The following is a 21,228-nucleotide window of genomic DNA, read 5'->3' as shown; positions in this document are numbered from 1 at the left end:
GTCGGCTCTCTCAATCCCCCAAACTTATCCCGAACTGACGTTATCTGTTATCAAGTTGAACCCTATCAATCGACGATGAGAGAACCTTTTTGACTCGGTTGTACGCCTGCTTTGCTGACCGATGACGCCAAAAACTGCATCTTCCTCGCACACCCGCCAACCAGCCAAAGCCTTCGCCGATTGCCTGGCGCTCGATCAGCGCCGGCTGCGCTCGTTGGCGCGCGATCTCCGGCACCTGTTCGGGAGCAAGCGCGATGCGCTGCAGGCCGAAAGCGATCGCCTGTTCGACCGGTCGCGGGCGGCCGTCGCGGCCCGCCGAGCACGGCTGCCCCGGCCGGAGTTTGCCGATGATCTGCCCGTCAACCTGCGCCGCGACGAGATCAGGGCGCTGATCGTCAGACATCAGGTGGTGATCGTCTGTGGCGAAACGGGTTCAGGCAAGACCACGCAAATCCCGAAGATCTGTCTCGACATTGGACGCGGAACGACCGGTCTGATCGGTCACACGCAACCACGCCGCATCGCTGCGCGCGCCACCGCAGCGCGTATCGCACAGGAGCTGCAGAGCGAATTCGGCACGCTCGTCGGCTACAAGATTCGTTTCAGCGATCGCACTTCTCCAGACGCCTTCATCAAGCTGATGACCGACGGCATCCTGCTTGCCGAAACTCAGGGTGACCCCTGGCTCGAACAGTACGATACCTTGATCATCGACGAGGCGCATGAACGCAGCCTGAACATCGATTTCCTGCTCGGCTACCTCAAGCAGCTCCTGCCGAAGCGGCGCGACCTGAAGCTGATCATCACTTCGGCAACGATTGACGCCGAGCGTTTTTCAAAACATTTCGACGGTGCGCCGGTCATCGAGGTCTCGGGCCGCCTGTATCCGGTCGAAGTGCGTTATCGCCCACTGCAGATGGAAAAGGAGGAAGCGGCTCCCGACGATGAACGCGATCTCTACGATGCGATCGCAGACGCCTGTGATGAGTTGCATCGCGTCGGGCCAGGCGACGTGCTGGTGTTTCTGCCGGGGGAACGCGAGATTCGCGAGGCCGCCGAGGCGCTGCGCAAGCACCACCCGCCGCACACCGAAATCCTGCCACTGTTTGCCCGCCTTTCGGCAGAGGAACAGAGCCGGATCTTCAAGCCGCACGTCGGTCGGCGGATCGTGCTGGCAACCAATGTGGCCGAGACCTCGCTGACGGTGCCGGGAATCCGCTACGTCGTCGATTCGGGTCTGGCGCGCGTCAAGCGCTACTCGTATCGCAACAAGGTCGAGCAACTGCAGATCGAAAAGATCGCGCAGGCTTCGGCCAACCAGCGGGCCGGGCGCTGCGGCCGGGTAGCGGCGGGGGTGTGCATCCGTCTCTACGAAGAGCAGGATTTCGCGCTGCGGCCGGCATTTGCCGATCCGGAAATCATGCGCTCGTCGCTGGCCGGCGTGATCCTGCGCATGAAGGCACTGCGCCTCGGCAACATCGAGGATTTCCCGTTCATCGAGGCGCCACTGCGCAAGGCGATCAGCGATGGCTACCAGTTGCTGCTTGAACTCGGTGCGGTGAATGCCGAGCATGCGCTGACCGCGACCGGCCAGGAGCTCGCGAAGATGCCGCTCGATCCGCGGCTCGCGCGGATGATCGTCGCCGCTCGCGACGAAGGCTGCCTACGCGAGGTGCTGGTGATTGCCGCCGCACTTTCCGTACAGGATCCACGCGAGCGGCCACAGGAGCGACAGGGGACGGCCGACGCCGCGCACCGGAAATTCGCCGACGAGCGGTCGGAGTTTCTTTCCTGGCTCAGGCTCTGGGACTGGTATCAGGCCGAATTCGAGCACCGCAAGTCGCAGCGCAAACTCGTCGAGGCCTGTCACGACCACTTTCTCTCGGCTTTGCGCATGCGCGAGTGGCGCGAAGTGCATGGCCAGTTGCACGCTGTCGCCGCCGAGCACCAATGGCAGGAAAACCAGTTGCCGGCGACTTACGACGCGATCCATCGCGCGCTGCTCGCCGGCCTGCTCGGCAACCTGGGATGCAAGTCGGAAGAATCTGCGCACTACCTCGGCGCGCGCGGCATCAAGTTCCTGATCCATCCGGGCTCGACGCTGCAGAAGAAGGCCGGCAAATGGATCGTCGCCGCCGAGATCAGCGAAACGACGCGGCTCTTCGCGCGCTGCGTCGCGCGCATCGAACCCGCATGGCTTGAGCACGTCGGCGCACACCTGCTCAAGCGCAGCTGCTTCGACCCACACTGGGAGAAGAAGGCGATGCAGGCGATTGCTTTCGAGCGGATCACCCTGTATGGCATCGTCGTCGATGCGCGCCGGCGAGTGAACTTCGGGCCGCTGAATCCACAGGCCGCACGCGAGATCTTCATCCGCCAGGCGCTGGTCGGCGGCGAGGTCAGCGAAGAGTTTGAACGGCGCTGGGCTTTCTATCAGCACAACCAGCAGTTGATGCTCGAAATCGAAACGCTTGAACACAAATCGCGCCGGCCCGACGTGCTGGTCGACGACGAGCTGATCTTTGCCTTCTACGATCGGGTCGTCCCCGCGGGCATCTACAGCGGTGCCGGCTTCGACCAGTGGCGACGCGACGCCGAGCGCGCCACGCCACGTCTGCTGTACCTGCAGCGCGCAGACCTGATGCGGCACGAGGCTGCCGGCGTGACCAGCGAGGCCTTTCCGCATCAACTGCGGCTCGGCGGTGTCGATTATGAACTGGCTTACCACTTCGACCCCGGCAGCGCGCGCGATGGGGTGACGCTGAGCGTGCCGCTGGCGCAACTGAACCAGATTCCGGCCGCGCGCTGCGAGTGGCTGGTGCCGGGATTGCTCAAGGAAAAGGTCGTGCAGCTGGTGAAGACACTGCCACAGCGCTTGCGTGCCAAACTGGTGCCGGTGCCCGACTTCGCGGCCGAGTTCGTCGCGCAGGTGCCGCCTTCGGACAAGCCGCTGGTCATGGCCTTGATCGCCTTCATCCTGCAGTCGCGAGGACTCAACGCGCGCGGCTGGGAGATCACGCCTGATGCCTTTCGCCCCGACGCCTTGCCCGCGCATTTCTCCCTGAATTTCCGCCTGCTCGACGAAAACGGGCGCCAGCTCGGAATGAGCCGCAGCCTCAGCGATCTGCGCGCCGAGTGGGGTCGTGAAGCGAAGCAGGAGTTCTCCGAGCTGCACGAAACGCCTGGCGAGTACTCGGGAATGAGCGACTGGACCTTTGGCGAACTGCCCGAGCGGATGGAAGTCGGGGTGGGCGGCGGACAACGGGTGCTCGGCTACCCTGGATTGGTCGACAACGGCGACAGTGTCTCGCTGTGCGTCTTCGATTCTCCCGAGGAGGCGCGCCAGGCGCATGCGGCCGGGCTGTTGCGACTGTTCATGTTGCAGTTTCGCGAACAGCAGAAGTATCTTGAGAAAAATCTGCCGGGGCTCAACCAGATGGCACTGCAGTTCATGGCGCTCGGTACGCTCGATGAGTTGCGGCGGCAGTTGATCGATCTGAGCTTCATACGTGCCTGCCTGCCCGATCCCTGGCCGAACGATGCGGCCACTTTCCGCGCGCGTTGCCTCGAAGCCAAGCCGCGGCTTGGGCTGCTGGCGCAGGAAATCTGCCGTCTGCTCGGGCAGATTCTCGGCGACTGGCAGGCGCTGCAGAAGAAGCTGCCGGCATTCAGGACCTTCGCCAGTACGCTGCAGGATATCGAAGGACAACTGGCGCGCCTGATCCACAAGCGTTTCATTGCCGAGACGCCTTTCGAACGCCTGCAGCAGTATCCGCGTTACTTCCAGGCGATCGCCCTGCGTCTCGACAAACTGAAGGCGGGCGGCGCTCCAGGCGCCATTCGGGATGCACGCCTGCTGGCCGAGTTCGCACCGCTCTGGACAAATTACGAGCGCCGTGCCAGTGTGCTGGCCAGGCAGGGAGTGACCGATGCGCGGCTCGAACAGTTCCGCTGGTTGCTTGAAGAATTGCGCGTGCAGTTATTCGCGCAGGAGCTGCGCACGCCGGTACCGGTATCGAGCAAGCGCTTGCAGAAGATGTGGGAAGGCCTGTGAACCGTTGAAGGAGTGAGCATGCATTTCGGGGCAATCATCATCGGTGACGAGATCCTGTCGGGGAAACGCGTTGACCGGCACTTTGCGAAAATCGCCGAACTGCTGTCGGTGCGTGGTTTGCGCCTGGCATGGGCCGAATATCTGGGCGACGAGCGCGCACGCATCACGGCGACGCTGCAGCGCAGCCTGGCTGCCGGGGACGTGGTCTTTTGTTTCGGAGGCATCGGCAACACGCCCGACGACCACACCCGGCAAGCGGCGGCGGCGGCGCTCTCCGTCGATCTGGTCCTGCATCCTGATGCGGAGCACGAAATCCGCGCCCGCTTTGGCGCCGAGATCACCGACGTTCGCCTGCTCCTGGGCACCTTCCCGCGCGGTGTAGAGATCATTCCGAACCCGTTCAACCGCATTCCCGGATTTCGCGTACGCGATCACCACTTCCTGCCGGGCTTTCCGCAAATGGCGCATCCGATGGCCGAATGGGCACTCGATACTTTCTACGCACACTTGTTCGCCCCGCAGGCTTGCGTGGACAAGGCATTCTTGCTCACTGGAGTGAACGCCTATGAGAGTGCGCTGCTCGATCTGATGGAGCGAATCGTTATCGACTTTCCTGCCTTGCGTCTGTACAGCCTGCCGTCGATGTCCGACGAGGGGCAGCGACTATATCTTGAACTCGGGGTCGAGGGATCTCCACCCCTTGTTGACGCCGCCATGGAGTCGATACGGAAAGAGGTGGAGAGGCGGGGCATCCGTTGGCAATGGCGGGCCTGATCCCGTAAACGAACAAACCCCGGCCGTAGCCGGGGTTTTCGGAAGTCAGGCGCTGGGGGCCGGATTACTTCTTCGGGGTCAGGGCAGCAGCAGCCTGGGCGGTTGCATTGGTAGCCGCCTTGACATTGGTGTCGACGATGTCGGTCATCTGCTTGGCCATCTGCGAGATGTTCTCAAAGGCCGTGCTCGAGGCCGTCATCATCTGCTTCATCGCCGCACCGAAGACATCGCTGGAGATCGGACTGACCGCACCCACCTTGTCGATCAGGCCGGAAGCGTTGTGCCGCACGGTGCTGTACTGATCTTCCATCACCGAGGTGATTTCGCGTTGCATGTTGGCTGCCAGATCGTAGAGGCTACGGGAGTACTCCATCAGCTTGTCGACGTTGGGACGGGCCAGAGAACCGGCGATGTTGCCCAGCTCTTTTGGATCCTTGACGCCCAGCAGTTGTTGTGCACCGCTGGCAGTGCTGTTGAACAGCTCGCGGCTGGCCGCGAGGTTGAGAGCTGACAATTGTTCGAGACCGTGGAAGGCCGTGCGGACCAGCGTCATCATGACTTGGGCGTTGGCTTTCTGGCTCTGGGCGAGTTGTTCAAGGTCGATGGTGCTCATGGAGTTCTCCGTGAATGGCAATGGTAAGACGTGTGCAGAATGCGAAAAAACAGGCTTATTTCTTGGCGGCTGCAGCAGCGGTGCCAACCGCCTTGACGGTGGCGTTGGTTGCGGCGGCAACGTTCGTTTCTGCAATATCGGCCACCTGCTTGGCAGCCTTGTTCATGCTGTCAAAAGCGGAAGTCGCGGCGGCGATGGCCGACTTGACGGCGTTAACCGCAACGTCCGAGCCAGCGGGTGCATTCTTGGTTGCCTTCTCGAGCAGACCGAGAACCTGTTTCTGAAAGTCACCGAATTGTGCTTCGAGCAGCTTCGAGATCTCTTCCTTCGATTGCGCCGAGATTTCATAGACGCTGCGGGAATAGGCCACGGCCTTTTCGAGACCGGGTTGTGCCAGCGAACTCTGCAGCGAGAAAAACTCTTGCGGGTCTTTGGCACCAAGCATCGCCTTGGCATTGGCAACACCATCCTCGAGCATCGAGCGGGCGGTATTCAGGTTCAGGGCAGCAATCCGTTCGGCACTGGCCAGCGCGGTGTTGGCAAGGGTCAGCATCGCATCCACGGAGGCTTTGTTGGCAGCGGCAAATTGTTCTGGGGTGTTAAACACGGTCAATCTCCTCAATAAAGGTATAGGTACAACACAACATGTGCAATGGTTAACTCGCTGATCGTGGCACCACTGGGTTTCGCGATCTTTTTGCTGCACTGCACCATGCGCCGCATTATAGACTTTCGATCGACCATGTCAAGCATTTTGTTGCGCCGCATCAAAAGATCGTGGGTTTATCGGACTCTCCCGGTCATCAGGCCCACTCAATCATGAATGTCATGATTTGCCGGCGGCGTAAGCGCAAACCGATTCAGTCGGCTCTGGGGCTGATTTTTGCTGCGGGTTTGAGGGTCAGGGGGTCACTCTTCTTGTCGGCGGGCGCGGGATCCGCGTTCTTGATCTTTGGCTGGATGATCGCGCGCACGCGTGCCTGCCCTGCTCCGGTGGCGCTCTTGTTGATGCCACCCGCAGTGGTGACCAGGAATTTTTCGTTCAGCGCATCATAGGAAATGTACGCTCCCTTGACCTCGTCAAGGCCGTTGCGGATCCAGGCGCGAACAAAAAACTGCGTGATTTCGCTGCGTGCGTCGTGTTCGATGCGCTCGGCCTCGCCTTCAGTAAATTCGTCGACGCCCTCCCGCTTCTGCCTGAAATGCGCAAGGCCATTGGCACCACCCGTCGCAACGGCCTTCTGGAAACCATCGGCGTCCTGGGTAACCACCAGTCGACTGGTCCGGAGTTCCATGGTGCCCTGAATCAGGACCGCATTACCCTCAAGAATCTTGATGTTCTTGATGTCATCGATGCTCAGGCGATCTCCTTCAAGATGAATCGGCTTGTCGCGATCCGCACGCTCGGCTTGCGCTGGCAGTGAAAGGGCGAGCAACAGGAGACTGGCGGCGCAGGCACCGCAATGGATCTGCTTCATCTCTGAGGTTTCTTTCTGGAAAAATGGCTCTCAATTTGTCCGGTGACGGCGGATTCCAGCAGGTAAGTCCGCAACCTGTTGTCTACCTGCATGCCGACGCCCTGTACCCAGGAGTTGGTCTGAGTAATCAGCACCCGGCTCTTGGTGAAAGCCCTTTCCTCTTCGGTCAACACCGTCAGCTCGGACATCGTGGCCACCAATTCCCCTTCTTTGGCAGTCGCGGCACGGTGTATCTCAACCTGGTCCCAGAGCTCGACCCGCTGGGCTTGCGAGTTCGCCTGTCCATGCCCTGATCTGATGATGACTGGCGGTCGCTTGGGATCCAGATAAATCAGTGTCGGTTTGAGCAGGTCGATCGTATCATCGTCGGGATAGTGACGAATCTCGTCTGTGGTCAGGGTATACAGCAGGTTTCCCGAGGCATCGAGCTTGCGCCCCAGCACATCGCTGATGATGTAGTCGGGATCGTGACGACTCTTGCCGTCATTGCGCACTTCCGGGAATTCGGTGACGTAGCGCAGCCAGGCAGTCAGGATGACCAGAACGAGCAAAATACTCAGTGGCAGCAGTGCGCTACTCCAATTTTTCATCGACTGGCCATCATCGTCAGATACGGCGCCAGCGTGGCTGCCAGCTTGCCTTGCGCATCCAGAATAAACTCACAGGCCTCGCGTACCGCACCGCGGCCGCCGTGACGCTCCGTGGTGAGCGCGGCATAGCGCTGTACCAGCGCATGGCCATCGCCCGGTGTGGCAGAGAAAGCACAGGCGGTCATCACCGGCAGGTCGAGTATGTCATCGCCCATGTAACCGGCATCATCCGTACCGAGACCGAGTTCGGCGAGCAGCGAATGCATGACTTGGAGTTTGTTGTCGACTGCCTGATAGAGGTACTGGATGCCCAGGTCCTGCGCTCGCAGTTCGACGCAGCGGGCACGCCGGCCGGTGATGATGGCAACCGTAATGCCGGCCTGCTGCAACATTTTCAGACCAAACCCGTCGAGCGTGTTGAACGCCTTGATCTCGATACCGGCGTCGCTGTAGAACAACGAGCCGTCGCTGAGCACCCCGTCAACGTCAAAAGCCATCAGTTTGAGCCGGCGCGCGCGCGCCCTAGCATCGTCGTCGAGGGCATCCGACATCAGATCACCTTGGCCTTGAAAAGGTCGTGCATATTGAGTGCGCCGGCGAGAACGCCCCTGTCGTCGACTACCGGCAACTGGTTGATCTGGTGTTGCTCCATCATCTCGACGGCTTCCACCGCGAGCCGGTCGGGAGCGATCGTGCGCGGCTCTCTCCGCATGATGTCGCCTATCGACAGGGTGCGCAGGTCCTGCTGACTGGCGAAAGCGCGCCGCAGGTCACCGTCGGTAAAGATGCCGATCACCCGTCGATCAGGAGTCAGCACGGTGGTCATGCCGATGCCTCCGCGCGATATCTCGCGAATGGCATCGGGCAGGCTGGTATCTGCAAGGACGGCTGGAATGGCCGGCCCGACGCGCATCACATCGCGCACATGGGTCAGTAGCCGACGACCGAGCGAGCCCCCAGGATGCGAGCGGGCAAAATCTTCCGGGCCAAAGCCGCGCGAATCGAGCAGGGCTACCGCCAGTGCGTCGCCCAGTGCGAGGGCAGCGGTGGTACTGGCAGTTGGCGCGAGATTGAGTGGGCAGGCTTCCTGCGCAACCGCGGCATCCAGGTGCACATCGGCCTCGATCGCCAGTGATGATTGCGCATTGCCCGTCATGCTGATCAACTTGGCGCCCTGGCGCTTGATGCTCGGCACGATGGTCAGCAACTCGGCGCTCTCGCCGGAATTGGAAAGCGCAATCAGCACGTCGTCGCGGGTAATCATCCCGAGGTCGCCATGGCTGGCCTCCGCCGGATGAACAAAAAAGGCAGGCGTGCCGGTACTGGCGAGGGTCGAAGCGATCTTTCGTCCGACATGACCAGACTTGCCCATGCCGCTGACAATGACGCGACCATGGCAATTGAGAATCAGTCGCAGCGCTTGCATGAAACCGCCATCGATGCGGTCGACCAGCGCGAGTACGGCATCAGCTTCTATACGCAGAACCTGGCGGGCCAGGTCGAGCGCCTTAGGAGAAGGCAGTATTGGGCTCATCGGGAGGCAACGCTGATCATGGCAGAGAAGTATAGCAGAAGCCCCTTAAGCACTCATCCCGCGGCAGCCTTGCGCTCGCGGCCCCCCTGCTGACTCTGCCAAGCCATGGATCTTGGCTTGTCGCAGGAGGGATGAAGATACGGCCACTGCTCAGAAGGCGGCGCAGACCGTGTACGAGGTCCCTTCCTGAATATCGATGGTTTTGACGGCCGCGCTGCCGCGGGCGGCACCATTCGCTACTGCCTGAACCGATCCGCCGGCGGTATTACCGTCGTCCATGGTGGTATCGATCTGTTTGACATGACGGCCGAGGATGCCGGCCGAGCAAACAAAGAACGACCCTCGCATGTCCTTGATGTACGGCGCAGTCACTCCGCCGTTGCTCTCGATTCCGATGAAACCGCCATCGGTATTACGTGGCCGGTAGTCAGTGGAGTCAAGCCCCGTAGGGCCTGTGGCCAGGTTGGCCAAGCGAACATGCTGCCACAAGACGACGCTTTCCTCGGTCGCAGCCCCCTTGCCATCGGTGCCACCGGCATCCCAGGCGCCTTCGACGCGTCCGTTGTTTTGCCTGCATTTACCATCAGCAGCCGGGGTACATGCGTTCGCCAGGTTGGCACCAAAAGCATTATCCAGTTGCGTCTGATTCTGGTCGCCCGGGAATGACTTGAAGCGATCCTGGTAAGCATAGACCAGGGCCGAAACGGTGCGAAAGTCATTGACAAAATTCTTGACCTTGGCACTGTTGATCAACTCCTGTCCTTTCAGCACCCCACCGAGCAGCAGGCCGATGATGACGAGTACAATGGCAACCTCTACGAGGGTAAAGCCCGACTGCAGCTTGTTCGGCTGGTTCATGTCATTCTCCGGTGACTGTCGAATATGGTGGTGGATTCAAAGCACGTTTCGTGCCCGGACTCGTACCGGGAAAATCCCGCTGATTTGCCGGTCAAGGTCTTCGGACCTGTCGGCATTTCGACACCCTTGACCAGAGTTGGACTGGCCATGGGCCTGCGGACCAGGCTACGGGTAGCCGACAGGGACGCTGCATGACCCTGCTGCAGCGCGTCGCTAGCGCTTTGCGCCAGCGCCAGCGCTGGCTGCTGGTTTCCTTGCTGCTGGTGTTGCACCTGGCGCTGGTCTCCGGGGCCGATACGACGATCGGTTTGCTGTGCTGGCTGGTCAATGTCGGACTGTTCATTCTCTGGCAACCGTTCACTTACGCCGAACGAAATGTCGATTTGGGCGGGTTGGCGGTGCTCACCCTGGTGCTGGGCTGCGGCGTTGCCTGGTACGGCTGGTGGCTGCTGATCGTCTGGGTGGTCATGCTGGCTGCGTTGGTTGGCGGACGGGTCATGTTCACCGATCATCGACCGACCCGTATTTTCTATCTGATCGCCTTTGCCTACCTGTTGGCCGCGCTACTGCTCTGGCTGGTACCCCAGGTGGTGCCGCATGCCGCTCTGACCGGCCCGTCACTGGATCGCGAATTTGCCTGGGGAATGCCGGCATTCTTTCTGGTGATGCTGCTGTTGCCCCTCTCGCTGGAAAACGACCGGCCCGGCGGCGGGATGATCGACCTGTTCTACAGCCTGTTCATTTTCCTGCTGATTGCCGTCCTGATTCTGGGTAGTCTGGCTTTCATGCTGCTACGCCAGTCAGGGTATCTCGAGGCGGTACTCAACGCGCTGATCTCGATTTCCTTGCTGCTGCTGCTGATCGGTTGGGCCTGGAACACACGTCCCGGATTTACCGGTTTTGACGTTTTTTTCTCTCGCTATCTGCTGACCATCGGCCTGCCGTTTGAAACGTGGTTACATCGCCTGACGACGCTGGCCAGCAGCGAAAGCGAGCCGGAACATTTCCTGTCACAGGCGCTCGAGGAGATGCTCGATCTACCGTGGGTCGACGGTGGGAACTGGGTTGCCGGAGCACGCAGCGGCGCCTTCGGCAGGGAGTCGCGCTTTCGTCAGGATTTTTCTGGACAACCCCTGCAACTGACCCTGCATACTCGTCATAAGCTGAGTCCGGCGCTGGTCTGGCATTTTCATCTGCTGGCGCAACTCGCCAATGAGCACTACATCGCCAAGTTGCGCGCACGCGAGTTACAGCAGGTGAGCTATCTGCGCGCGATTCATGAGACTGGTGCTCGCCTCACGCATGATGTCAAGAATCTGCTGCAATCGCTGAGCAATTTGTGTTACCTGGCGCAGACGATGAACGGCCAGCAAAGCGAACGGCTCGATCGCTTGTTGCAGCGCCAGTTGCCGCAGATCACGCAACGCCTGCAGCAAACCCTGAGCAAACTCCAGAAACCACAAATCGAGGCGGGGGGCCTCCTGCCGGTGGCGGCGTGGTGGCAGCTCCAGCAACAGCGTTACGCCACGGCGCCGGTCACTTTCGTCGCAGTCGACCTGAACCCCGATGCCCTGCTGCCAGTGGTGCTTTTTGACAGCGTCACCGACAACCTGTTGCAGAATGCACTCCTCAAGGCGCAAGTGGACAGCGACTTGCAGGTGCGCGTCACCATCGCCGCTGACGCCTCGGTACTACGTATCTGCGATACCGGCAGCGCGCTTGACCCCATTATCCTGGGCGATCTGCTGCGCGCGCCCGTGGCCTCCGAGACCGGTCTTGGGGTCGGGCTTTATCATGCGGCTCGGCAGGCGGAAAGCTGCGGCTACGAGTTGCGACTGGCAAACAATGTCCCTGGCCAGGTGTGCTTCGAGTTGCAAAGGCTGCCCCCGGACAGGCCAGCCGCCTAACGGTCATGATCAGCGCTGCCGGCGATTCGGCGGCCGAGCAGGCGATGGACGACCATGTTCCCTTTGCCTTTCAGAAAGATCGTCCGGGGTTCCTGAAAATCGAAACTCCGCTGCAGGCGCTGGTAGGTTCGCTCATCGACCTGAACCATGCCGGGAATGCCCTCGGTGGTGACTCGGCTGGCGATGTTCACTGTGTCACCCCAGAGGTCGTAAATGAATTTATTCTTGCCGACGACACCGGCAACCACCGGGCCAGTAGCGATGCCAATGCGCAGTTCGAGACGCTTCTCGTTGAGGCTGAAATCATCATGAAGCAGGCTGCACATTTCCAGTGCCATATCGGCCAGCGCCTCGGCCGGATTCTTGCGTGCGGTGTCGAGGCCAGCGGCAACCATGTAGGCATCGCCAATGGTCTTGATCTTCTCGAGGCCATACTTTTCGGCAAGTTCGTCAAAGCAGGAGAAGATTTTGTTCAACATGGCGAAGACTTGTTGGGGAGTCAGCCCTTCGGCAACGCGCGTGAAACTCACGATGTCAGCAAACATCACCGAGATTTCTGAAAAGCCATCTGCAATCGTCTGGTTACCGTTCTTCAAGCGCCTGGCGATCGACGCGGGAAGGATATTCAGGAGCAGTCGTTCAGAGCGATCCTGTTCGTTTTGCAGAAGCCGATGGGCTTCCTGCAGGCGTTGCTGAGCCTGGTGCTTTTGGGAGTCCGCGTAGCACAGCAGCACATAGACAATGGCCGATACGGCCGCAAAATTGAGGGCAAAGAAGAATGCAGTGGTCTGCGGCGGCACTGGGTGCTGCGCCATGCTCAGCGAGTCCGCGAGATAGTAGTCAAAGCCACCGGAGAGCACGGTGAGAAAAACATAGGCAAAAAACCAGGCCCCGGACTCTCTCGGGCCGATGAACAGCACTGCGCCAATCGGTGCCAGCAAAGCCCAGAGACTGATACCGCTGGCGGTGATGAAACTGCCGATGCTCCATTGTGCGACAAAGGGCGTGAATAGAAACAACGATAGCTGGATCGAGCGAAAGACATTGAAGTTGAGCGTTTTCAGGTAAACGAGAAGATTGCTGACGAGCAGCAACTGCAAGGCAAAAGACAGGTTGGAGGGAAATCGGGGGCCGAGTTGCCAGTACAGCAATAGCCAGACAACCGAGGCCAGACAGATCAGGCCGGTTGCAAAAAACAACAGGGACTTCTGCAGACGCTGTTCTTCGTTGTCGGTATCGGTGATGCCGGCATTGCGCAGCCGGTCGAGAAAGGTTCTTGCGAGCGACATCAAGGCAGTTTGCCGGCAGTGATCATGCGGTTGAAGAGCACGCCGGGGGCAATCCATACGACTTCATCGTCGTAAGTCACCGTCGGAGCCACCCGCTTGACAAACTCCTTGGCAACGGCTCCGTCTGACCACACGCCTGTAGACGTGTTCAAGACCCGGTTTTCGATTTCATCGGCATCGCTCCCTTCGGGTAACTGCGTTCCTTCGGCCGTGTAAGCCCCGTTGCCATTCTTGCCGTGGGAAATCACGATTGCCGGTACGACGGTGGCAACAGCGACGCCACCGGCTGAGGACAAGACCTTGATGTCGCCGATGGACGAGAGGTTGAATGGGAGGAGGGGCGGAGCGTTGCTGAATTCCGGAGTCACCCGGTAGCTGTAGCGCCGTCCCCAGGCGTCTTTTTCTGCGACCGCCAGGGTTGCCCATGGCAATACCCCGGCTGGATGGATGCAGCTGCCCGCATTGCGGCCTCCTTCCAGTCCGGCATTCGGACTCTCACTGGCGATGGTCGGTATCGCCGGACAGGGAAAGTAACCTTTGGCGGCGGCAAAACCCAGCAGCGCCTCGCGAATCTCGGCCATGGCTGCCCTGGTGTCATGGCTGTTGCGTGCGTCGATCTGCGACGACAGGGGCACCAGTAGCCCGCCGATCAGGATCGAGATGATGACCAGTACCACGGCCAGTTCGGTCAGGGTGAAGCCCCGGTTTTTCGGAGCCTGGAAGGGCGGATTCTTCATGGCAGGCACCTGATGGTGTTGATGGTGGAATCGAGAAGGATGGCCAACCCGTCCGGATAAAAACCGCCCCGGAGCGATTCGCCGTGGCCGTTGCTGGCAAGAGCGCTCACGGGCAGGGCGAACCTGGACAGGGTAGAACGATCAGGGTATTGCTGCTGCCGACTATTCCGATCCTCGCAGAGTTCGGGCTCAGTCGCTGATAGGTGAGCAAGGGCAGCCAGCTATTGGTGCCCAGCCAGGCAAGGGAATTTGGCAATACGAGATCATTGTTGGGCAGTTTGCCAATAGTCGTATCGACATCGCCGAATCCGTCGCCATCTTTGTCGGCCCAGGGAAAAGTGGCATGGTCCGCATGGTAACGGCGCAAGGCGTAGGTCGGCGGCCCAGTCGGGTTGTCTGCAGGGCCACGCACTTCTCCAAGAACTCGCTGATTGACGGCGCGGAAGAGGTCGCCGCGACTGATGGACAGTACCCGGTCGTTGAAAGTCGGTGAAAGCGGCCCGGAAACGAAGGCGTAATCGCCGTCGTTGTTGCTACCGTCCAGGTATTCTGCGACAGCGTTGCTTGGTCGGCCGCCTTGGTCCGCGAGTGGCATACCAGGGGAGAATACGATGGCTGCAATGTCTGACATACCGTCGAGCTTGAGTTCCGGTAGCGTCTGGGAATTGATCGGTTGCGCGGAATCGTCGTCGCGCAGTGCGGGCGCGAGGGCATACCAGAGACGCTCGCCAGCCTGGTCGCGCAGATCGCTCACTCGCAGTGTTTTCCAAGGCAGGCGACCAAGGTACGAAGGACACTGATTGCCTATCAGGAGTGGGGATACGCCAGTCTCGTCGATCGCAGGGCAGGGTAAGCTGCCCGGGCGGTTCTGATCGGTCGCGGCGCGTCCGATCAGGGCGTGTTTCGCCTCCGCCAGCGCAGCCTCGGCATTCCGCTCACCTGCCATCTTGAGTTGAAGCGCGTTAAGCTGGCCGACGAACAGGTACAGCCCCCAGAGAGTCAGCAAGGTCAGCAGTGCCAGCAGCGCGACGCCACTCTGGCGCTGCTGGCCAACCCTGGCGTAGTATTCTGGACGCACGTGTTTCACCCTCATCGACGATCATCATCCGATTAATGTTCGGAGCCTTGTCGCCAGTCGTCGCATCGATTCAAGGTCTATTTCGTCGCTCCGGAGCCAGGCCGAACACGTACCTGACCACCGTTCAGCAGGTCATTTGCTTCGCCGGTATGACGGTTCACCGTCTCACCAACGCGCGCCCTGATGGCCGCAGAAGCACCGGAGTGAACCACCACCCTTCCCGGATTCCCGCGCTGCGTGGTTACTGTCAAGTCGTTGCCGGTCTCATCTTCCTGCTGCGGGTTGCCATTGATCCAGACCGTGCGCTTGCCGCTACTACGGGTGACGATTCCGTTTACCGTGAGCGTTGAATCAGTCGCAATCTGTGGTTTGTCGAGAGTGTTCATTTCTCGACGCTGATCGAGTTGCTGACGCCGTTCAGGGGTGAAGAACAAACGACCGATGGCCTCCTCGGCAACTGCTGCCGGGTTTGCCAACAGCCAGCCAAGCAGCCCGGCAACGCGGGCATTCCTGGCCATGAGCGAGAACCTGGTCATGGATGGGTTTTCTCTTTCCTACTTCCGACTCACTTCGTGCAGCGTCAGCCAGTCGATTTCACAGTTGGCGAGAAGGTTTTCTCGCCCACCAGCACTCTCATCGGCGTTTGTCGGCCGGCGTTCGATGGCACAGGCTTTGATCAGGACCAAAGCCTTCGCCTGACTGCGCAAATCGCCGAGCAGCCGCAGCAGGTCCTCTTCATGGAGCAATTTCACCTGCAATTTCATGGTACTGCTGGCAAAGGAAAAATCACCGGCCGAGTTGCCGTCGAGCAAGCGTTGTGGTGCGATCTCATATTGCAGATCAAGCAGGCGACGTTTGTCACGAATCTCCTTGAGCAATTCCACCCAGTCCAGGCGCTGCTCGTCGCCAATCATGCCACGCTCCTGCAGCTTGTTGAAAAGAATCGATTTCTGCTTGATCTCGTTTTCCTCGTCACGCACCCTTTTGAGCTTGCCGTCTGCCTCGTCACGCTCTGTCGTGGCGGCCTGCTTGGCGAATTGGGCGCTGTCTCGGGTGTGATGCGAGAGATACAGTACCGCCGCTGCAGTGGCAAACATCGACACGGTGGCCAGAATGCTCGCCCGCAACTTGCGCAGATCGGCGAAATCGATCTTCATCAGTCGATCGCCCTGCGGATCTGGAGTTTGAACACGCGCGGCTGCAGGTCGTCGACCGCCGCATCGCCTCCTTTGAGCGACTTCCCAGAGGCAACGTCAAAAGGCTGCTGCAATACCTCGACCTGCAGTTTTGGATGGTGCTTCAGGGCATCGACCAGCCTGTTGAACACAGCCAGTATCTGCCTCGGATGGCTGTCAGGACCCGGTCGCAGAGTACCGCGCACGACTGCAAGCTCGCTATCGACAGAAGGTGTGTGCTGTGCTCCTGCCGTGGCAGCCTCCCGTGACGCATGCACAGCCACTTTCCACTCGATACTGTCAAGTTCGACCGAACTGTCGCCCTGCAGGGCCTGACTAATTTCACGAAACAAATCAGCGGGCGAGGTATTGCCTTTTTCCAATTCGAGATAGCGATCAATGACTCGGCGCAAGGTCTCGGTGCTCGTTGGGATTGCCGGAAAAGTCCTGATCATGTGATCGTAACGCTGGCGGGCCAGCGCAGTTTCCGCATGAATCATTTCGGTTTCCCGGCTGAGTCGATAGGCATCGTAGAACTGTTTGCCGGACCATAGCAGACAGCCGAGCAGCACGGCTGCGCCCATATTCCGGAGGACCGAGCGGATCCGCCAGAGATGGTAGTGATGGCGCTGCTGGGCGCTGGCAAACTGGGTGCGAGGTGGGTCTGTGGCCAGCAGATGGAGCACCAGTGTCTCGCAACGGATGTCCGTCGGCGGTGTCTTGAGATGGCAGATGCGCGCGCAGTCCTCGATGTCAAGGATCACGAACGACAAGGTTTCGCTGTTCACACACCGGCTCTCGACGGTCGTTCTGGCGTTCGCATGCACAAGGAGATACGCGCGGATCGGTTGCTGACGACCCAGGAGGCGCTGGCTAACAAGATACTGTTGCAGCTTGCGTGCTTCACTCGAAAATGTCTGCGCAATGCTGTCCATGCTGTTGTTTGGTAGGTGGGTGAGGCGGCTGAAATGCAGTTCGCCCTTTTCCACATAGGTCTGCCGGATGCTTTGATCCTGAATCGTCAACAACAGGCAGCGCTCGTCTACGACACCGAGCTTCCTGAGCAGCAATGGACTTAACAGGGGGAGCGAATAAATGCCGGTGAGGGCCGTCTCGGCGCTCGCCAGGGCCGTCAGCCAGGGAGAGAACGCTTCGTTATTGGTGAGTGCGGCAAGCATGATGCGCTCGTTCCTGCGCCGTGATTTTTCGTGTCCGAGCGAGACTGAGGTCGTCAGAGAAGCATTGAAGAACTGCTGTCCGAGTTTGCGCGTGATGATCGAGCGGCGATCTTCACCACGCAGGAAAGGGATCGTTTCAATGTGGAAACCTTCTTCCGCGACGTTGGCCAGAATGGTAAAAATGCTTTTAGAATGATTCCCGAGATAGCGGGTGAATTCTAGCTTGCCTGCTTCAGTCGCTTCAAAGACGCCTTCTCTGGTCAACATTCCGGCTTGCCAGTTGAACGCCGTCAGCTGATGCGGACTGAGATAGATGAGGCGGCGGGCGTGCATGACATCAGGCCTTGAGCTTGCTGATCACATCGTAAACGGGTCCGAGAACCGACAGCATGATCCACCCGAGCAGGCTGCCCATCACCAACGTCAGCAGCGGTTCAATCACCTGTTGCAATCTCTGGACCGATTCCCTGACGTCGCGGTTATAGAAATAACTGACATTCAGGAGCGCCTCATCAAGCGCGCCCGTACTTTCGCCAACGCGCAGCATCCTGATCACCAGCGGCGGGAAGAAACCGATACTACGAAAAGCGGCCGTCACGTTCTGTCCCTCGCCGATCAGTTGTTCGACACGCTCCAGACCCCGGCGAATGACCAGGTTGCCGACGATGTCCTGCGTCGTTCGGATCGACTCGAGAATCGGGATCCCGGATGCATAGAGCAGGGCAAAAGTATTGGCAAAACGGGCGAGGACGATCTTGCGCTGGATGTCGCCAAACAGCGGTAGCCCCAGCTTCAGGACATCAAAACGGAAACGTGCCAAGGGATTGCTGTGCAACAGGATCCGCAGCCCGAGTCCGGTCAGTGCCAGCAGCAACAGTAGCAGGTACCAATAGGCAACCATCAGATCGGAAATGAAGAAGAGGATCTGCGTCTGCAGGGGCAGGACCTGCCCCATGCTCTTCACAAAAATCTTGAGCTGTGGAACCAGGTAGACCATCAGGAAAAACGTGGCGGCCAGCACCGTCATTGCAACGAACACCGGGTAGGCGATGATCCTCTTCGTTTGCGCAGCGAGTTCATCCTCCCACTTCAGCGATTCGTCGAGACTCTGCAGGACTTCCGGCAAGCGGCCGGTGGCTTCACCAGCACGAATCAGGCTGACAAAGACTTTGTTGAAGACGCGCGGATGACTGTCCATGCCTTGCGAAAGAGTCTGGCCACCTTCGATCGATTCGATCAGGCTGGCCACCACTTCGCGAAAGCGTGGGTGCTCAAGACTGTCGCGCAGATCGGTCAGGCCTTCGAGGATGGGCACGCCGGCGCGCACCAGTTGCTGCAGATGAAAGCAGAAGTGAATGAGCTCCCGGCGCGGCACCCTGCCACGCTCAAGAAGGCCGCGGTTACTGACCAGCTCGCCGTTGACCAGGTCAAGCTCCATGCGTCGCAGTCGCATCTCCAGGTCCACGAGGTTGATGGCGTCAATTCTGCCCAATACCATGCGTCCCTCTGGATTAACCGCCTTGTAGGTGTAGAGGGGCATGGCGGCTACATCCGGTCGGTCAGGTCGACGACGCGACCAACTTCTTCGAGGGAGGTGGAGCCGTCGAGAACGCGGCGCAAGCCGTCGTCGGCAAGCGTGACGAAACCCTGTCGGTCGGCAAGTTGCCGCATTTCGCGAAGCGTGCTGCGACGAGAGATCAGTTCGTCCATGTCACCGGTAATCCGCAGCAACTCCATGATCGCCAGGCGTCCACGATAACCCTGGAACTCACAGCGCTCACAACCATCTGGCCGGTAGATGACCGGCCGCGGTGCCTCGGCCGGGCTGCCCAGCAGGCAAGTCTCGTGCGCTTCGGGCTGGTAGGGAATCTTGCAGTGCACACAGAGACGTCGTACCAGCCGTTGCGCGACGATACCAATGATGTTGCCGGCCATGATGTCCGGCAGGATGCCGATATCCAGCAGGCGCGGAATGGCACCCAGGGCAGAATTGGTGTGCAGCGTCGAGTACACCTGGTGACCGGTCATCGCTGCACGCAGCGCCATCTCCGCGGTGTCGGCGTCACGGACCTCACCAACCAGGATGATGTCCGGATCCTGGCGCATCATCGAGCGGATTCCATTGGCGAAATCGAGCTTCATCGAGTCGGCAGCGGAGGTCTGCCGGACCAGGGTCATCGGGTATTCGACAGGATCTTCGAGAGTCATGATGTTGACACCCTCGGAGTTGATGTGATTGAGCACCGAATAGAGCGTTGTCGTCTTGCCGCTGCCGGTTGGCCCGGTCACGAACACGATTCCTTCGGGACGGGCGATCATCAGTTTGAGCAGGTTGAGTTGCGTCTCGGCAAGACCCAGTCCTGCGAGCGGTACGATCCCCTTCTGGCGATCGAGAATACGCAGAACGATATTCTCGCCGTGAATCGTCGGTTGTACCGAGGCTCGAAAATCAACCTGCCGACCACGCATGTTGAGCGAGATGCGGCCGTCCTGGGGCGCACGCGTTTCAGCGATGTTCATTCCCGACAGCACCTTGATCCGCACCGCCATTGCCGGCCAGTAGGTCTTATGCAGCGAGCGAATCTGCCGAAGCATGCCGTCGATTCGGTATCGAATGCGCAGGAAGCTCGCTTCCGGCTCGAAATGGATGTCGGAAGAGTCACGCTTGACGGCGTCAGTCAGGATCGAGTCGATCAGGCGGACGACCGGCTGGCTGTATTCGTCAGCGGAAGACTGCAGGCTGAGGAAGTCGATCTCACCGGTTTCGATTTCGTGCAGGATGCCGTCGATCGACAGCTCATGACCATAGCACTGATCGATGCTGCGATCGATTTCGGTCTCACCGGCGAGCAGGGTGTCGATCACGATTTCATCGCCGGTCAGGCTACGGATCCTGTCCAGGGCAACGATGTCGTTGATGTCGGCAATGGCGACCGTCAGGCGCAGATTCTCTGCATCGTAGTCGAGTGGCAGCACATGATGACGCTTGGCGAGGTCGCGAGGGACGAGTCTCAGCGCCGAAGGATCGATAATCGCATTCGATAAATCGATACTTTGTTTGCCCAGACTTTCAGAGAGCGCGTCGCGAAGAGTCGCTTCGGAGACGAAACCAAGCGCGACCAGGAGCTTCCCGATCGGATGATTCGACTTCAATTGCTCCAGCAAGGCGATCCGCAGCTGATCCTCACTAAGGATGCCCTTGCTGATCAGGATCTGACCAAGCGGCCGCAAAGGGGAATGATCGGCGAAAGAATGCAGGTTCATGAGCGGCTTGGCCGGCAATTCAGACGAATGGATCGCTGCACGTGGACAAGATCACGGTTGCAATTCAAGGATGCGTTGTTCGGCGGCCTGCGGGTCGAAGGTGCCATGCCGTGTTGCGGCAGCACTCAGCGCCATCCGGTAGTACTGTGCCGCCAGCTTGCTCTGGCGAAGATGGTCAAGGCTGACCGCAACGTTGAAAATGTAATCGGCATTATCGGGATCTGCCGCATAGGCTTGAAAATAGGCCTGCTGCGCCTCGCGCCAACGACCCTGCCGGGCATACAGGTTGCCCAATGCAAAATGCAGTACAGCCGAGTCCGGCTGACTGGCGAGCAGGATCTTCAAACGGCTTTCGGATGAACCCGTGTCGTTCTGCCCGCGCAGGTTGATCAGCGCCGCCTGCGCGGTGGCATCGCTGGGATCGGACTCAAGTACCCGCAGGTACAAGTCCTGCGCACGCTCGAACTGGCTGCGGCGAATGGCTATCGCCGCCAGGCCGAGAAGCGCATCGGGATTCCTGGCGTCGCTACGCAGCACTTCCTCGTAGCCACTCTGTGCGTCGTCAAGCTTGTTCGCCTGCCACGCTTCGTAAGCTTGGTTCAGCGTCTGGTTCTGTATCGCCCGCCTGTTGCCGGTACGGAAAACGCCCGCCGTTTCGCCTGGCAGCGAACTCGCGGTACTGCTGCGCAGCCGCTCCGG

General features: G+C 59.8%; 19 protein-coding genes. 3 read left to right on the top strand and 16 right to left on the bottom strand.

Features of this window, described 5'->3' with window-relative positions:
* The first annotated feature begins 121 nt into the window (after positions 1-121).
* Both hrpA and CAPSK01_RS18900 read left to right on the top strand, forming a co-directional pair.
* Positions 122-4,054: an ATP-dependent RNA helicase HrpA gene (gene hrpA / locus CAPSK01_RS18905; protein ID WP_273704077.1), complete on the top strand. Its 3,933-nt coding sequence runs from the start codon at positions 122-124 to the stop codon at positions 4,052-4,054.
* A gap of 18 nt (positions 4,055-4,072) precedes the next feature.
* A complete protein-coding gene (locus CAPSK01_RS18900; RefSeq protein WP_034930339.1) occupies positions 4,073-4,828 on the top strand; it encodes a molybdopterin-binding protein in 756 nt (251 codons plus the stop codon).
* Between the two features lie 64 nt (positions 4,829-4,892).
* Here the strand turns inward: CAPSK01_RS18900 and CAPSK01_RS18895 are convergent, their stop codons facing one another.
* The 7 genes from CAPSK01_RS18895 to CAPSK01_RS18865 form a co-directional block, all read right to left on the bottom strand.
* Positions 4,893-5,441: a phasin family protein gene (locus CAPSK01_RS18895; RefSeq protein ID WP_034930336.1), complete on the bottom strand. Its 549-nt coding sequence runs from the start codon at positions 5,439-5,441 to the stop codon at positions 4,893-4,895.
* 55 nt (positions 5,442-5,496) lie between these two features.
* On the bottom strand, positions 5,497-6,054 hold the full coding sequence (locus CAPSK01_RS18890; protein ID WP_034930333.1) for a phasin family protein: 558 nt from the start codon (positions 6,052-6,054) through the stop codon (positions 5,497-5,499).
* A gap of 247 nt (positions 6,055-6,301) precedes the next feature.
* A complete protein-coding gene (gene lptA, locus CAPSK01_RS18885; RefSeq protein ID WP_034930331.1) occupies positions 6,302-6,919 on the bottom strand; it encodes a lipopolysaccharide transport periplasmic protein LptA in 618 nt (205 codons plus the stop codon).
* Positions 6,916-7,509: an LPS export ABC transporter periplasmic protein LptC gene (gene lptC / locus CAPSK01_RS18880; RefSeq protein WP_034930328.1), complete on the bottom strand. Its 594-nt coding sequence runs from the start codon at positions 7,507-7,509 to the stop codon at positions 6,916-6,918. The genes lptA and lptC overlap by 4 nt, the downstream gene beginning before the upstream one ends.
* Entirely contained in the window at positions 7,506-8,060 is a 555-nt protein-coding gene (locus CAPSK01_RS18875) for a 3-deoxy-D-manno-octulosonate 8-phosphate phosphatase (RefSeq protein ID WP_034930327.1), read from the bottom strand. Before CAPSK01_RS18875 ends, lptC begins: the two co-directional genes overlap by 4 nt.
* Positions 8,060-9,043: a KpsF/GutQ family sugar-phosphate isomerase gene (locus tag CAPSK01_RS18870; protein ID WP_034930324.1), complete on the bottom strand. Its 984-nt coding sequence runs from the start codon at positions 9,041-9,043 to the stop codon at positions 8,060-8,062. Before CAPSK01_RS18870 ends, CAPSK01_RS18875 begins: the two co-directional genes overlap by 1 nt.
* A 150-nt stretch (positions 9,044-9,193) precedes the next feature.
* Positions 9,194-9,901 (bottom strand): prepilin-type N-terminal cleavage/methylation domain-containing protein, encoded by a 708-nt coding sequence (locus CAPSK01_RS18865; protein WP_034930322.1) that lies wholly within the window; start codon positions 9,899-9,901, stop codon positions 9,194-9,196.
* A 191-nt stretch (positions 9,902-10,092) separates the two neighbouring features.
* Between CAPSK01_RS18865 and CAPSK01_RS18860 the strand changes: the two genes are divergently transcribed.
* A complete protein-coding gene (locus CAPSK01_RS18860; RefSeq protein WP_034930319.1) occupies positions 10,093-11,808 on the top strand; it encodes a HAMP domain-containing histidine kinase in 1,716 nt (571 codons plus the stop codon).
* Here CAPSK01_RS18860 and CAPSK01_RS18855 read toward each other — a convergent pair.
* The 9 genes from CAPSK01_RS18855 to CAPSK01_RS18815 form a co-directional block, all read right to left on the bottom strand.
* On the bottom strand, positions 11,805-13,097 hold the full coding sequence (locus CAPSK01_RS18855) for an adenylate/guanylate cyclase domain-containing protein (protein WP_034930316.1): 1,293 nt from the start codon (positions 13,095-13,097) through the stop codon (positions 11,805-11,807). The two genes, CAPSK01_RS18860 and CAPSK01_RS18855, sit on opposite strands and share 4 nt — an antisense overlap.
* On the bottom strand, positions 13,097-13,834 hold the full coding sequence (locus CAPSK01_RS18850) for a type II secretion system protein (protein WP_034930314.1): 738 nt from the start codon (positions 13,832-13,834) through the stop codon (positions 13,097-13,099). Before CAPSK01_RS18850 ends, CAPSK01_RS18855 begins: the two co-directional genes overlap by 1 nt.
* Positions 13,835-13,940: 106 nt before the next feature.
* Entirely contained in the window at positions 13,941-14,927 is a 987-nt protein-coding gene (locus CAPSK01_RS18845) for a hypothetical protein (RefSeq protein WP_273704076.1), read from the bottom strand.
* Between the two features lie 62 nt (positions 14,928-14,989).
* On the bottom strand, positions 14,990-15,448 hold the full coding sequence (locus CAPSK01_RS23980; RefSeq protein WP_273704075.1) for a hypothetical protein: 459 nt from the start codon (positions 15,446-15,448) through the stop codon (positions 14,990-14,992).
* An 18-nt stretch (positions 15,449-15,466) separates the two neighbouring features.
* Positions 15,467-16,069, bottom strand: a complete 603-nt coding sequence (locus CAPSK01_RS18835) for a hypothetical protein (RefSeq protein ID WP_273704074.1) — start codon at positions 16,067-16,069, stop codon at positions 15,467-15,469.
* Positions 16,069-17,532, bottom strand: a complete 1,464-nt coding sequence (locus CAPSK01_RS18830; protein WP_273704073.1) for a hypothetical protein — start codon at positions 17,530-17,532, stop codon at positions 16,069-16,071. The genes CAPSK01_RS18835 and CAPSK01_RS18830 overlap by 1 nt, the downstream gene beginning before the upstream one ends.
* Before the next feature lie 70 nt (positions 17,533-17,602).
* Positions 17,603-18,805, bottom strand: coding sequence for a type II secretion system F family protein (locus CAPSK01_RS18825; RefSeq protein ID WP_034930306.1), 1,203 nt, complete (start codon positions 18,803-18,805; stop codon positions 17,603-17,605).
* A gap of 5 nt (positions 18,806-18,810) precedes the next feature.
* A complete protein-coding gene (locus tag CAPSK01_RS18820; RefSeq protein WP_273704072.1) occupies positions 18,811-20,529 on the bottom strand; it encodes a GspE/PulE family protein in 1,719 nt (572 codons plus the stop codon).
* 51 nt (positions 20,530-20,580) lie between these two features.
* The coding region (locus CAPSK01_RS18815; RefSeq protein WP_273704071.1) for a tetratricopeptide repeat protein at positions 20,581-21,228 on the bottom strand (648 nt) is incomplete at its 5' end.

Source organism: Candidatus Accumulibacter vicinus, from assembly GCF_000584955.1.
Taxonomy (GTDB): Bacteria; Pseudomonadota; Gammaproteobacteria; order Burkholderiales; family Rhodocyclaceae; genus Accumulibacter; species Accumulibacter vicinus.
Note: the sequence above shows the minus strand (reverse complement) of the source record. Positions and strands in the feature narration are given on the sequence as shown.